At 63.8% G+C, this 12,344-nt stretch carries 14 protein-coding genes; 6 read left to right on the top strand and 8 right to left on the bottom strand.

Translation table 11 applies throughout. The annotated features are described in order from the left end of the window. Positions 1-3: 3 nt before the first annotated feature. Together ACR0NB_RS10295 and ACR0NB_RS10290 are read right to left on the bottom strand one after the other, a co-directional pair. The gene (locus ACR0NB_RS10295; protein ID WP_480775581.1) at positions 4-813 is read right to left on the bottom strand and encodes a glutathione S-transferase family protein; all 810 of its coding nucleotides are present in this window, start codon (positions 811-813) and stop codon (positions 4-6) included. A gap of 5 nt (positions 814-818) precedes the next feature. Continuing rightward, the gene (locus ACR0NB_RS10290; RefSeq protein ID WP_480775580.1) at positions 819-1,262 is read right to left on the bottom strand and encodes a cupin domain-containing protein; all 444 of its coding nucleotides are present in this window, start codon (positions 1,260-1,262) and stop codon (positions 819-821) included. 111 nt (positions 1,263-1,373) lie between these two features. Here ACR0NB_RS10290 and ACR0NB_RS10285 point away from each other — a divergent pair, with 111 nt between their 5' ends. Further along, positions 1,374-2,303 carry a LysR family transcriptional regulator gene (locus ACR0NB_RS10285; protein WP_170356977.1) on the top strand — a complete coding sequence of 310 codons (930 nt, stop codon included), beginning with the start codon at positions 1,374-1,376 and terminating at the stop codon, positions 2,301-2,303. A gap of 23 nt (positions 2,304-2,326) precedes the next feature. Here the strand turns inward: ACR0NB_RS10285 and ACR0NB_RS10280 are convergent, their stop codons facing one another. From ACR0NB_RS10280 to ACR0NB_RS10255, 6 genes are read right to left on the bottom strand one after another with little or no spacing between them, the layout of a single operon-like run. Then, entirely contained in the window at positions 2,327-3,067 is a 741-nt protein-coding gene (locus tag ACR0NB_RS10280; RefSeq protein ID WP_480775579.1) for an energy transducer TonB, read from the bottom strand. Then, on the bottom strand, positions 3,064-3,459 hold the full coding sequence (locus ACR0NB_RS10275; protein WP_480775578.1) for an ExbD/TolR family protein: 396 nt from the start codon (positions 3,457-3,459) through the stop codon (positions 3,064-3,066). The genes ACR0NB_RS10280 and ACR0NB_RS10275 overlap by 4 nt, the downstream gene beginning before the upstream one ends. Continuing rightward, the gene (locus ACR0NB_RS10270) at positions 3,456-3,827 is read right to left on the bottom strand and encodes a biopolymer transporter ExbD (protein WP_480775577.1); all 372 of its coding nucleotides are present in this window, start codon (positions 3,825-3,827) and stop codon (positions 3,456-3,458) included. The genes ACR0NB_RS10275 and ACR0NB_RS10270 overlap by 4 nt, the downstream gene beginning before the upstream one ends. Further along, positions 3,817-4,482 carry a MotA/TolQ/ExbB proton channel family protein gene (locus ACR0NB_RS10265; RefSeq protein ID WP_480775576.1) on the bottom strand — a complete coding sequence of 222 codons (666 nt, stop codon included), beginning with the start codon at positions 4,480-4,482 and terminating at the stop codon, positions 3,817-3,819. The genes ACR0NB_RS10270 and ACR0NB_RS10265 overlap by 11 nt, the downstream gene beginning before the upstream one ends. Positions 4,483-4,486: 4 nt before the next feature. Continuing rightward, positions 4,487-4,933, bottom strand: coding sequence for a hypothetical protein (locus tag ACR0NB_RS10260; protein WP_254445444.1), 447 nt, complete (start codon positions 4,931-4,933; stop codon positions 4,487-4,489). 23 nt (positions 4,934-4,956) lie between these two features. Continuing rightward, positions 4,957-6,921 (bottom strand): TonB-dependent receptor domain-containing protein, encoded by a 1,965-nt coding sequence (locus tag ACR0NB_RS10255; RefSeq protein WP_480775575.1) that lies wholly within the window; start codon positions 6,919-6,921, stop codon positions 4,957-4,959. A gap of 307 nt (positions 6,922-7,228) precedes the next feature. On the opposite strand from ACR0NB_RS10255, the gene ACR0NB_RS10250 reads away from it, so the two are divergent. From ACR0NB_RS10250 to ACR0NB_RS10230, 5 genes are all read left to right on the top strand, one after another. Beyond that, positions 7,229-8,281 (top strand): hemin-degrading factor, encoded by a 1,053-nt coding sequence (locus tag ACR0NB_RS10250; RefSeq protein ID WP_480775574.1) that lies wholly within the window; start codon positions 7,229-7,231, stop codon positions 8,279-8,281. After that, positions 8,281-9,129: a heme/hemin ABC transporter substrate-binding protein gene (locus tag ACR0NB_RS10245; RefSeq protein ID WP_480775573.1), complete on the top strand. Its 849-nt coding sequence runs from the start codon at positions 8,281-8,283 to the stop codon at positions 9,127-9,129. Before ACR0NB_RS10250 ends, ACR0NB_RS10245 begins: the two co-directional genes overlap by 1 nt. Next, entirely contained in the window at positions 9,126-10,199 is a 1,074-nt protein-coding gene (locus ACR0NB_RS10240) for a FecCD family ABC transporter permease (protein ID WP_480775572.1), read from the top strand. The genes ACR0NB_RS10245 and ACR0NB_RS10240 overlap by 4 nt, the downstream gene beginning before the upstream one ends. Continuing rightward, positions 10,200-10,976, top strand: coding sequence for a heme ABC transporter ATP-binding protein (locus ACR0NB_RS10235; protein WP_170420135.1), 777 nt, complete (start codon positions 10,200-10,202; stop codon positions 10,974-10,976). Between the two features lie 347 nt (positions 10,977-11,323). Next, entirely contained in the window at positions 11,324-12,274 is a 951-nt protein-coding gene (locus ACR0NB_RS10230) for an ABC transporter substrate-binding protein (protein WP_170340226.1), read from the top strand. The last annotated feature ends 70 nt before the right edge of the window (positions 12,275-12,344 follow it).

Genomic DNA, 12,344 nt, shown 5'->3' with positions numbered 1-12,344 from the left:
GATTCAATCAGATGCCGGGACTACCAGCCCAAGTTCTTTGTCCGATGCCGTCCCGGCATATTTGTCCCGCGGTGGCATTGGCCTCGACTTCCAATGTGGCTCGAACGCAAAGCTCGACACTTTGCGGCCGCCCACCAACGCTCCGTTTCCGGCACCCAAGGCATAGTCGTAGTAGAGTTTCACGATTTCTTCTTGTGTCACCTGCCCCGTGGCCTCATGGGCCATGCAGGCGGCTCTCCAGTTTCGGACTCTGTCGTACTCGCCGTTCTGCGGGAGTTCAAAGTCTTCGTAATATTCCAGAAACCAGAAACGCTGAAACATCGGTGTGAACACCGCCTCGGCCAACCCGAACTGATCGAACAGAAAAACACCGTTCGGGTTGTGGGTCAGAAGAAAGTCATTGAGGTCACGATAAAGCGCGAGCAGTTTTTCGTTGTGGGCATCTTTCTGCGCGGGGTCCTGGTTCATCACATAGACGTAGCCGGTCATCGTGAAGGCGCCCTCTTTGGCAATCAGCATCGACTCGACCGCATGCTCGGCCGGGTCGCTGCGCCGCAGCTTTGGCCCTTCGAGCATTTCATCGAGATAGCGCAGGATCACGAGGCTTTCCTTGATGATCTGCCCGTCCGGAGTCTCGAGAACCGGCAGAGCGGTCGTTCCGCGCGTTTTCTTCAGCAGCTCTGGATCGCGGGGTTTGGTGATGTCCACGACGCGGAACTCCACCCGGTCCCTCATCCCCCGCAACGCCAGCAGAATTTCAAGCCGCTGTGAAAAGGGACACACAGGAATATGATAGACGATGTGCTGGGTCATGACGTTCAATCCAATGGAGGGCCAGTAAATGACAGGTTGTACTTGGCGGCTACGGCCTCGATGTCCGGCATGTCTTCCGGAATTTTGTACCGGGCCGTTGCCATGGCGTGGAAAAAGCCCTCGAAACCTCCCGGTGTGAGAATGACAAGGTGACGGCTGGGCTCATCACTGATGACCTTGAACGTGTGTTCCTTTCCGCGGGGTATGAAGATGCTTTCGCCCGGGCCGACACGCGTTTCGACACCTTCGACCCAGACTTTGCAGACACCGGTCAAAATCACGAAAACTTCGTCTTCTGCGTGATGGATGTGCCGTGGCGGACCGCTTCCGACCGGCGAAAGGCTGTCTACAATCGACATGGCGCCCCCGGTTTCGGCGGGGTCCAAAATTGTTTTGTAACGAACGCCCTGCCATTCGAGCGTGGCGTCATCAACCAGATGATCATGCATCGCTTCTGTCCTTTGATCCGACATGAAACGAAAGCGCTTTCGGTACCTTACTTGTAGGCGCAAAAAACGGTATCAATCTAACGAAAGTTCATAATACACGGTATTACCAACATGAATTTCGCAACGCTTGATCTGAACCTGCTCCGTGTTCTTGATGCGATTCTGACGGCGGGGTCCACCACCAAGGCAGGGGAAAGACTTGGGGTCTCGCAATCCGCAGTGTCGAATGCGTTGAACCGCCTGCGGCACGCCTTGGGTGACGATCTGTTTGTGCGGCGGGGAAATCAGCTTGTCCCAACGGATTTTGCGGTTTCGATCAAGGACGGGCTGCGTGAGGAACTCAATCGACTGGAAAGTTTGCTGAGCCACAATGACGATTTCGACCCCAGGCAGGCATCCGAAACTTTCAAGATCGCGGCCAGCGACTTTTTCGCCGAGCTGCTGATGCCCGGTCTTGGGGGTGTTCTGAACCGCAAGGCTCCGAAGATGGTCGCGCAATTGGTGGATCTTGTTCCCGAGAACTATGTCGAGAGTATTGAGCGCTACAATGCTGATCTCGCGTTGATCCCGGATACAGATGCACCGGATTGGATCAGCAGAGAGGTGCTGTTCCGGTCGTCCTTCATGGTCGTCGGCCGCGTTGACAACCCATTCCTTGCACAGATCGAAGACGGCACCGAACTTCCGATGGAAACGTTCTGCGCCTTGTCGCATGTGCTGTTTTCACCCGAGGGTAAACTGGCGGCGATGGGTGATGCGGCTCTGGCGAAAGTTGGTCGGAAAAGGCACGTCGCGATGACCCTTCCGGTGTTTTCAGGGGTGTGCCGAGTGGTCAGTGCAAGCGATCTTGTGGCCTTGGTGCCTTCTCAGCTGGCCAGGAAGTTGGCGCCGGAGTTCGGCCTGAAGGTACTTGCCCCGCCGTTCGAAATCGAACCCGTCAACATCATAGCTATCTGGCACAGACGATCGGATGCAAATCCGATGGCAAAATGGATGCGGCAACAAGTGTTCGATCTGTTGAAGCCGCTGGACACCAGGTAGCCGGACAAGCGCGGGTTGAGTTTCTATTTGCTGACGATTTCCACGGTATAGGCGCGCCGGGCCGAGGCCGGCGGCGGCGGGAAGGGCGCGGCGGCCCGGACCTGCGCCAGTGCGACCTGATCCAGCCGGGCCGAACCCGAGCTGCGGGCGACGCTGACCGACGCCAGCGCACCGTTGTCGGCGATACGAAGGGCCACCAGAACCGAGCCTTGGATATTCACGCTTTTTCGACGGGCGCGCAAAATCTTGCGCTTGACCAGACCGGCATAGGTGCTGGCCTCGGCATTTCCCTGTTCCTGCTCGGCGCGGTTCGTCCGTTTCGCCGAGGCCGCCCCGGTCACCGCCTTGCCGGTGGCGCTGCCCTTTTTTCGGCTGTCCGCGGCATTGCCGGTCGGGGTGGGTGGTTTTGGAGGCCGGGCCTGTTGAGGCTCGGGTTTTTGCAGGGTCGGCGTATGGGCGTTCTGCCGCTGGGCCGGGGCCTGCGCCTGCACCCTGATGGCCGTCTGCGCGCGCGCACTGTCCGCCGGGGCCTCTGGCGCGGTCCGGGCCGGGGCAACGGGTGAGTGCTGCGCGGCCGCCGGGGGCGGGGACACGGTTCCGGCCGCATAGTCCCGGAACGAGGACCCCAGCGCCGCAGGGGCGACCGCGCCACCGCCTTCGACGAAAACCGCCTCGTCCGTGTCGAATTTGAACAGGGCGGCGGCGTGGGCCGCGGCGGCCAGCACGACCAGCGCGGCGGCCATGATGCGGGATTGCGGAATCATGGCAGGCCCCGCTCGGTCACGACAAAGACCCGGTTGGCGCCCAGGGCCCGCAGGGCGTCGCTGATCTGTTTCAGCCGCACGGCCGGCAAGGCCCGGTCGGGCACCAGCCGCACGGCGTCCAATGGCAGGTCGATCGAGGCGCGCTCGACATAGGCCGCTACGTCGGTCAGCTCGGCCCCGCGATATTCCAGCACGCCGTCGGCGCGGATGACCAGCGCATCCGAGGGCTCGCGCCCTTCAAGATCGGCCGTCCGCACCAGTTGCACCGACTGGCCCAGGGGCGGCGCCAGCGTGCCCGCGATCATGAAGAAGACCAGCATCAGAAAGACCACGTTGATCAGGGCGATCGTCGGCTCGCGGCCGGGTTTCGTTTTGGGGGTCAGCCGGATCATCCGATGACCTGCGTGCTGAGCCGGGACACGGGCGCAAGGGCGGTCAGCAAGTCGATCAACTGCTGCGAGGTCGCCCCGCCGCCCAGGCTGATCAAGGCCAGCTCGTCGGTCCGGCCGTCGAACCGGGCGGCGACCGCTTCGGGCGCGACTTCGGTGCCGTCTATCAGGATGCGGTCGCGTTCAAGCTTGATGAACCGGATGGACCGCTGGGCCTGCGCCCCGCCCGCCGCGGCGGTGGTCAGCTCGACCTCGGCATATTTCGAAAACGTCGAGGTGAGCATGAAGAACAGCAGCAGCAGAAAGATGACATCGATCAGCGATGTCATCGACAGGCGCCGGCGCCGCCTTTTGCGGGTTTCAAGCGCCATGGGCCAGCGCCTCGGAGGACGGGATGGCCGGGCGTGGCGCGGCGGCGTGGCCGGGGGCAAACACCGTGCGCAGGGCGCGGTTGGCAAAGACCCGTTCGCGGGTCATCCGCGCCTCGAACCAGGTCAGGACCAGCGAGGTGGGCATGGCCACGGCCAGCCCCGCGGCGGTCGTCATCAACGCAACCCAGATGCCGCCGGCCAGCAGCGCCGGATCCACCGCGTTGCCGGCCGCCTGAAGGGTGCGGAAGGCCTCGATCATGCCCAGCACGGTGCCGAACAGCCCCAGCAGCGGCGCAAGCTGCGAGACCATGTCCAGCACGTTCAGTCCGCGTTCCAGCCCGGCAAAGCGCGCCTCGGCCTCGGCATCGGCGCGGTCCATCAGTTCCGGCCCGTGCCCCTCCAGCGCCATGGCGACCACCGGCGCCAGATAGCTGCGGCTTCGGTCCAGATGCGCGCGCGCGGTGGCCCGGTAGTTGCGGTCCCAGGCTTCGATGGCCTGCGACAGCTCGACATGCCGCCCGACCCCGGCGGCCTTGTACTGCCACAGCTTGTAGAGGATCAGCGCCATGGTCGCGACCGAGGTCGCGATCAGCACCGCCACGACCGGGCCGCCCAAGTCCAGAATTGCGGTCAGTCTTTGCAGAAACGCATCCATCGGATCATCCAATCAATTCGGTCTCAAGGCGGCTGCGCAGCGTCAGGCCGGACAGGCAGGCATCGGCCAGATCGCCGGGATAGGCGCAGTCCTGCACCCCGTTGATCAGGATCCGGCTGATCTGATTGCAGGCCAGACCGGCGAATTTGAACTGGCGCACGCGGGGCCGCCCGGCGGGCAGGTCCTGGAAATCCAGCAGCGTCAGCAGGGCCACTTCGCCTTGCGCGCCGAACAGCACCGTTTCGTAGACGGCGCCGCCGATATCGGCGGGATGGGCGTTTTCGACCACGAAGCTCAGCAGGCAGCCCTGATCCTGGTCCACGGCCGAGCTGAGCTCTATCGTGACGCCGCCCGCGACCTGCGTGTTCTCGGCGCTGGCCAACCCCGCCCCCGCGATGGGGGGCAGGGCCAGCAGGACCGCCGGAACAAGATTTTGCATGGCTTTTGTCATGACGGGTCCTTTCCCTTGTGGGTTCAGAAGGTCTTGGCCAGGGTCAGCTTGAAATTCCGGCCCGGCGAATTGCGGGTCGACAGGTTCGGCTGATAGGCCTTGTCGAAGATGTTCTCGATCCCGGCGCGCAGTTCGAACCCGGCCAGCGCCCCCTCTTGCGGCAGATAGGTTGCGCGCAGGGTGTTCACCCCGTATCCGCCCACCGGATCGCCCGAGGAATCGAGCCCCGACTTGGCGCCGAAGATCTCCCAGCTGACATCCAGGGTTTCACCGAACCGCCTGCCCAAGGTGATCCGGGCCGAATCCGTGGGTTCGTTGCGCCACGGCGATCCGATGCCCGCCGCGCTGAATTCGGTGGCGCTGACGATGTTGGCGTTGAAATCGACGTAGAAGCCCGTGGCATGGACATAGGACGCCTCGATCTCGACGCCCTCGGTTTCGACCTTGGACAGGGGCAGGGACGGGGTGCCCGACACGTACGAGGTGATGTCCCACAGATCGGTGCTGTAGAGATTGACCTTGGCCCGCACAACGTCGCCGGCGGCGAAGATGTCGCCGCGGTCATAGGAAAAGCCGGCCTCCCAGGTGCGAGATTTCTCGGGCTGGGTCATGTACAGAGGTGTGCCCAGATCGTCGATGATCGGCAGGCTTTCAGTATAGGCCCCGCCCGCGAACACAGCGAAGCCGCTGGCGAATTCGTATCGGGCCGACAGGCCGCCCATCAGCGCGTCGTTGTCATAGCTGGCGTTGAAGGGCGCGGCCGCGTCGCCGTTGCCCTTGATGTCCTGCGTTTCATACCGCAGCGCGGGCGTGACCGTCAGCCGGTCGCCGAACTGGATGTCGTCAACGGCAAACAGCGCGACGCGACGGTCGGTGCCACCCGGCGCCGATGGGGCATCCAGCCGCTCGCGGTCGATGAATTCCACCCCGAACCGCAGATCATGCGACGCGGCCCCGGTCTGGAAATACGCGCTGTTCTTGATCGTCAGCTTGGTGGTTTCGTAATTGTGCGTGGCATCGGCCAGCGCCCGGATGCCGGGGAAGAAGGGCGTTCCCTCCAGACTGGACGAGCCGGGCACATAGCTGCTGTCGATGGCCTGCTCGGAATAGCTGAGATTGACGTCCAGATCGACCAGATCGTTACCGGCCGGCCGGTACTGATAACGCAGAACGGCGATCCGGGTTTCTATGTCGCGGTCCACGTTGCCAAAGGCGTCCGCCGTCGTGCCGAAGGAATCATAGGGCACGTCCCGCTCTTCCGAGGTGGACTGGTTCCAGGACGCGGTGATCGAATGTTCAAGGTTGTCGCCAAAGCTGTATTTCCCCTTGGCCAACAGCGACGGCAGGGTAAAGGCGCTGTTGCCGATCGTCTCGCCGTTCCCGTCCTTCTGATCGCTTTGGTCGCGATAGGTGTAGTTGAACAGGAATTCGGTCTGCCGGTTGGGTTGCCAGGCCAGGATCGACGACGAGGCAAAGCCGCTGCCGTTGGAATACCCCTCGAGCGTCTGGCGGAAGCGGAACCCCGGCTCGCCGCCGGTAAAGTCGGACGCGTCCTTGGTTTCCAGCTGAACCACGCCGCCGACGACGCCCGAGCCGTATTCAAAGGACCCCACCGTGCCGCGGATGACCGAGACGCTTTTGTACAGCTGTGGATCGGTGAACAGCTGGTTGCCGATCCGGTACAGTTCTTCCGCGCCGGTGGTGGCGCCGTCGACCAGGATCAGAACCTTCTGGTCGGTGCCGAAGGTGCCGTTGGCTCCGTATCCGCGGATATTGATGCCCGATCCTTGCGGGGTCGAGCCGTTCACCAGGGTGACGCCGGGAACCGAATCGATCAGCTCGGCCACCGTGTTGGCCTGACGGTCATCAATCTCTTCCTGGTCGATATTCGTGACCGGAACCGCGGTGCCGGTCTGGATCTCGCGTTTGCTTCCGCCCAGTTCCAGGGTCCCGAGGAACCCGTCATCCTGTTCCTGCGCCCAAACCATGGACGCCATCAAACCAAGGCAAGAGGCAGTCCCAAGCAGGCCTGCAATATGAGTACGCGCACGCATTTCTGTCCCTTCGAAACAAGTGTGAGGACCGGAGATGCTTGCAGTTCGCTGGCGCTGGTCAGTTTTTTTGCTGTTTTTCGGAATCGCCTTTTCGTGGCGACTTGTGCTCGTTAATAAAGGTGACTAAAACAGTCAACATAGTTTCGTGCCTTTAATTTCGGCACTGCCAGCAGGACGCTGTTTGCGATCAGCGCCCGGGCCAGCACCCCCTTGGAACCACGAAGAAGACGGGAAACCCGCTATGGAACAGGCGCTTATGGCTCCTCAGGATATTCGTGCTGCCTATGCGCAGAAGACAGGCCAGCGAGACCGCGATTTCGCGGAAGCGCTGGGGTTGAGCGAGGGCCAGCTGGTCGCGGCCTTTGCCGGACAGGGCGTGACGCGGCTGACCCCCGGCCTTGACGGGATGTTCGGCCAGTTGGCCGGTTTGGGCGAGGTCATGGCGCTGACGCGCAACCCGTCCTGCGTGATCGAAAAGATCGGGCGATACGACAATTACCACGGCGGCCAGCATGCCGCGATGGTGCTGACCGAAGAGATCGACCTGCGCATGTTCCCCGCGCAATGGCACCATGTCTTTGCCGCCGAGCGGGAAACCGAGGCCGGTCTGCGCCGCTCGATCCAGGTGTTCGATGCGGCCGGGGACGCGGTTCACAAGATCATCCTGCGCGATGGCTCGGACCTGGGCCACTGGGACAGCTTGGTCCGGACACTGGCTGCCGAGGATCAAGGCCAGACGATGATGGTCGCGCCGCGCAAGCCGGCCGAAGCGCCCAAGGCCAATGCCGACAAGGCCGACGCGCTGCGCCGCGAATGGGCAAAGATGACGGACACGCACCAGTTCCTGCGCCTGACCTCGAAGCTCAGGATGAACCGGCTGGGCGCCTATCGCATCGCGGGCGAACCGCTGGCCCGCGCGGTTGATCCCGCGGCGGTCACCGGCCTGTTCGAACAGGTGCGGGACCGGCAGATCGAGGTGATGATCTTCGTCGGCAACCGCGGCTGCATCGAGATCCACGGCGGCCCGGTGCAAAATCTTCAGCAGATGGGGCCGTGGTTTAACGTGCTGGATCCGGGCTTCAACCTGCATCTGCGCAGCGATCACATCGCCGAGGTCTGGGCCGTCGACAAGCCGACCCAGCGCGGCCCGGCGATCTCGGTCGAGGCTTTCGACGCGGACGGCGCCCTGATCCTGCAGATCTTCGGGCGCCGCACCGGCGAAGCCGATCATCGCCCTGCCTGGGACGCGCTGGTGGCCGCGCTGCCCGGCCCGGCCGATACCGGAGCGGCATGATGCGGGGCCTGGTGACACTCTGCGCCGCCCTGCTGGTTTCGGCGGCGGCCGCGCAGGCCGAGAGCAACCGCGTGATCGCCATCGGCAGTTCGCTGACTGAGATCGTCCATGCCCTAGGCCAGCAGCACCGGCTGGTCGGCCGTGACCGCAGCTCGACCTGGCCGCCCGAGGCGGCGGATCTGCCCGATGTCGGGTATCGCCGGGCCCTGTCGCCCGAGGGTGTGCTGTCGGTTGCCCCCGACCTGATCCTTGCGCTCGAAGGGTCGGGCCCGCCCGAAACCATCGCGGTGCTGCAGGAGGCCGACGTGGAATACGTCACCATTGCCGACGAGTTCTCGCGCGATGGCGTCATCGACAAGATCCGCGCCGTGGGGGCCGCGCTGGGGGTCGAGGCCGAGGCCGAAACCCTGGCGGCCGAAACCGCGCGCCGGCTGGACCGGGCGCTGGCCGAGGCCTCCGCCGCGCAGGGTGCGCCGGTGAAGGTGCTGTTCCTGCTTTCGGCGCGGGGCGGCGAGTTTGTCGTCGGCGGGGCCGAGACCCAGGCCGACACCATCATCCGCATGGCCGGAGGCAAAAACGCGGCCGCCGATGTGACGGGTTTCAAGACGATGACGCCCGAAGCCATGGCCGCCACCGCGCCGGACGTGATCCTGATGATGGAGCGTCAGGGCGGGCCGATCCTCTCGGAGGAAGAGCTGTTCGCGCTGCCCGCGGTCCGGCTGACCCAGGCGGGGCGGAACCGGGCGCTGATCCGGATGCCCGGCGCCTATCTGCTGGGCTTCGGCCCGCGCACCGCCGACGCGGTCATGGATCTGTCGGCCGCATTGCGGGGCGTCCGGGGCTCATGACGCTGGCACTGGACAACGGCGCGCCCCAGTCCGCCGCGGCCCGCAGGTCGCGGGCGGCATGGGTGACCCTGGCTCTGATCGGCCTTCTGGCCGTGACCAGCGTGGCCAGCATTTCGGTCGGCGCGTCCGAGGCCTCGTTGAAGATGGCCATGTCAGATCTGCTGCATGGCCGGGGCCTGTCGGATCTGAACCGGATCGTGCTGTGGGACATCCGCCTGCCGCGGCTGGCGATGGGCATCCTGGTCGGCGCGGCGCTGGCGGTGTCGGGCGTGGTGATGCAGGGGCTGTTCCGCAACCCGCTGGCGGATCCGGGCATCGTCGGCGTCAGCGCGGGGGCGGGGCTGGGCGCGATCACCGCCATCGTCTTCGGCAACCTTCTGCCCGCCGCCGTTCTGGCCTGGGTCGGCAGTGGCCTGGTCGCGGTTGCCGCCTTTCTGGGCGGCTGGGCGTCGGTCCTGATCCTCTATCGCGTTTCGACGCGTCAGGGGCAGACCTCGGTGGCGACGATGCTGCTGGCCGGCATCGCCCTGGCGGCCCTGTCGGGCGCGGTGTCGGGGGTCATGGTGTACATCGCCGACGATCAGCAGCTGCGCGATCTGACCTTCTGGGGCATGGGCTCGCTGGCCGGCGCGACCTGGACCAAGGTCGCCACCGCCGCGCCCTTGATCCTGGCGTCGATCCTGTGCGCGCAGCGTCTGGCCCGCGCCCTGAACGGCCTGGCCATGGGCGAAGAAGTGGCGCATCACATCGGCATTCCGGTGCAGCGCAGCAAGAACATCGCGATCCTTACAGTGGCCGCCGCCACCGGCGCGGCCGTGGCCGTGTCGGGCGGGATAGGGTTCATCGGCATCGTCGTGCCGCATCTGCTACGGCTGGGCACCGGCCCCGATCACCATCGGCTGCTGATGAATTCCGCCTTGCTGGGCGCCGCCCTGTTGCTAGCCGCCGACATGATCAGCCGGGTGATCGTGGCCCCGGCCGAACTGCCGATAGGCATCGTCACGGCCATTCTGGGCGCGCCGGTGTTCTTCTGGATCCTGCTGCGCCGCCACGGATCGATGGGAATGTGAATGATGAAAGCTGAAAATGTCAGCGTCCGCATCGGGCGCAAGCAGATCCTGCGCGATGTGGATTTCCTGGCCGAACCCGGAGAGGTCACTGCGATCATCGGGCCCAACGGATCGGGCAAATCCACCTTGCTCGGGGCGCTGTCGGGCGACATCCCGCACACCGGCCGGATCACCTTGAACGGCCAGGACATCGCGGCCCTGCAGCCCTGGGAACTGGCGGCGATGCGGGGCGTTCTTCCGCAATCCTCGGCGGTCGCCTTTCCCTTTACCGCGCTGGAAGTCGTACGGCTGGGCCTGCCCGGCGGCCTGGCCGACGGCGACGACGCCTTGCCGTCGCGCGCGCTGGCGCATGTCGATCTTGCGGGGTTCGAGCCGCGCTCGTACCAGAACCTGTCCGGCGGCGAGCAGCAACGCGTGCAGCTTGCGCGCGTTCTGACCCAGGTCTGGAGCTCGGTGCGGCGCGACAGGCCGCGCTGGCTGTTGCTGGACGAACCCGTCGCCAGCCTGGACATCGCGCATCAGTTCACGGTTCTGCGCATCGCGCGCGAATTCGCCGATCAGGGCGGGGGCGTCGTGGTCGTGATGCATGACCTGAACCTGACCGCGTTGTTCGCCGACAAGGTCTGCGTTCTGTCGAACGGAGAGGTCTGGCGCACTGGGGCTGTTTCGGACGTCATGACCAACGAGGTGATGCGGCAGGTCTATGGCATAGATCTGCCGGTTAGCACGCTGCCGGCAACTGACGTTCCGTTTGTCTTGCCGCAGGCGCTGGTTTGAGGCCCAATCCCCACTGAACCAAACTGCATGGCAGCCAGATTTCATGCTGCAGGCGTACCAATCCAACGCACGGTCTAACGGGCTTCACCCCGACGCGTGGGACCGTTATTCGGAATTTAGCGAAACCATTTTGCGAGAATTTCGAAACCGTGACCCCGGTTCGAAGTTGCGCTTGATGGGTCAAACTGCAGGTGCTTCACTTTTTTAAGTGCGGGGCGTGTTCACATGCGAAACGCGCTCAATACATCCGAGACGCTGACCCGATCTCGACGATCTGGCCCGTCCGCCCGATCGCTTTCGATCAACGAGAATCAGCGCCGAAGACGACCAACATGGAGAGATGCAACATGAACAAACTTGCTACGTTACTGGGGGGCGCATCGATGGCGGTCGCTGCCCCGGTTTTTGCTGCCGATATCGTGATCGGTGTGCCGAACTGGGCGTCGGTGAACGCCACCGCGCACATTCTTGAAGTCGTTATCGAAGAAAACCTTGGCCTTGATGTCGAATTGCAGAACGGCACCAACCCCATCGTTTTCGAAGCGATGGATTCCGGAGCGATGCACGTCCATCCGGAAGTCTGGATGCCGAACCAGCAGAACCTGCACGACACCTATGTCAAGCAGAACGGCACAGTCGTGATGAACGAGAACCCGGTTCAGGCCGAGCAGGGTATGTGCGTTCCGACCTACATTGCCGAGGAATATGACATCAAATCCATCGACGACCTGAGCGATCCGGACAAGATGGCCATCTTCGACACTGACGGAAACGGCACCCCGGAGGTCTGGATCGGCGCACCCGGCTGGGCGTCGACCGTGGTCGAGAAGATCCGCGCCAAGTCCTATGGCTATGACCAGATCTTCGAACTGACCGAGTACGAAGAAACCATCGCCTATGCCAACCTGGCAAACGCGACCAAGGCCGGCGATCCGTGGATCGGGTTCTGCTACAGCCCGCACTACATCTTCGTGACCCAGGATCTGACCGTGCTGGAAGAGCCGCCGCATGATCCGGCCACCTGGACGATCGTTCAGCCGACCGATGACCCGGACTGGCTGGACAAGTCCGAGGCCTCGACCGCGTGGAACGGGGCAACTCTACACCTGCACTACGCCAAAGAGCTTGAGGAAAATCACCCCGAGGTCGCGGCCCTGTTCCGCAACTACCAGATGCAGGGTGATGATCTGAGCGCGATGGGCAAGGCGCTGGCCGTGGACAACATAGAAGCAGCCGATTTCGCCCGCCAGTGGGTGGCTGAAAACGAAGACACCGTTATCGGCTGGCTGACGAACTAAATCACAAACGCATGGGGCCGTCGCGACTGATCGCGGCGGCCCTTTGCCTGTTTGCCGGGATGCAACCCCG

Source organism: Ruegeria sp. CG3, from assembly GCF_056537205.1.
Note: the sequence above shows the minus strand (reverse complement) of the source record. Positions and strands in the feature narration are given on the sequence as shown.

Coding starts and splice junctions, on each gene's coding strand:
- ACR0NB_RS10270 (WP_480775577.1), bottom strand. CDS start 3,827: ATGGCGCTTGAAACCCGCAAAAGGCGGCGCCGGCGCCTGTCGATGACA.
- ACR0NB_RS10285 (WP_170356977.1), top strand. CDS start 1,374: ATGAATTTCGCAACGCTTGATCTGAACCTGCTCCGTGTTCTTGATGCG.
- ACR0NB_RS10265 (WP_480775576.1), bottom strand. CDS start 4,482: ATGGATGCGTTTCTGCAAAGACTGACCGCAATTCTGGACTTGGGCGGC.
- ACR0NB_RS10235 (WP_170420135.1), top strand. CDS start 10,200: ATGATGAAAGCTGAAAATGTCAGCGTCCGCATCGGGCGCAAGCAGATC.
- ACR0NB_RS10250 (WP_480775574.1), top strand. CDS start 7,229: ATGGAACAGGCGCTTATGGCTCCTCAGGATATTCGTGCTGCCTATGCG.
- ACR0NB_RS10230 (WP_170340226.1), top strand. CDS start 11,324: ATGAACAAACTTGCTACGTTACTGGGGGGCGCATCGATGGCGGTCGCT.
- ACR0NB_RS10245 (WP_480775573.1), top strand. CDS start 8,281: ATGCGGGGCCTGGTGACACTCTGCGCCGCCCTGCTGGTTTCGGCGGCG.
- ACR0NB_RS10295 (WP_480775581.1), bottom strand. CDS start 813: ATGACCCAGCACATCGTCTATCATATTCCTGTGTGTCCCTTTTCACAG.
- ACR0NB_RS10240 (WP_480775572.1), top strand. CDS start 9,126: ATGACGCTGGCACTGGACAACGGCGCGCCCCAGTCCGCCGCGGCCCGC.
- ACR0NB_RS10255 (WP_480775575.1), bottom strand. CDS start 6,921: ATGGTTTGGGCGCAGGAACAGGATGACGGGTTCCTCGGGACCCTGGAA.
- ACR0NB_RS10260 (WP_254445444.1), bottom strand. CDS start 4,933: ATGACAAAAGCCATGCAAAATCTTGTTCCGGCGGTCCTGCTGGCCCTG.
- ACR0NB_RS10280 (WP_480775579.1), bottom strand. CDS start 3,067: ATGATTCCGCAATCCCGCATCATGGCCGCCGCGCTGGTCGTGCTGGCC.
- ACR0NB_RS10290 (WP_480775580.1), bottom strand. CDS start 1,262: ATGCATGATCATCTGGTTGATGACGCCACGCTCGAATGGCAGGGCGTT.
- ACR0NB_RS10275 (WP_480775578.1), bottom strand. CDS start 3,459: ATGATCCGGCTGACCCCCAAAACGAAACCCGGCCGCGAGCCGACGATC.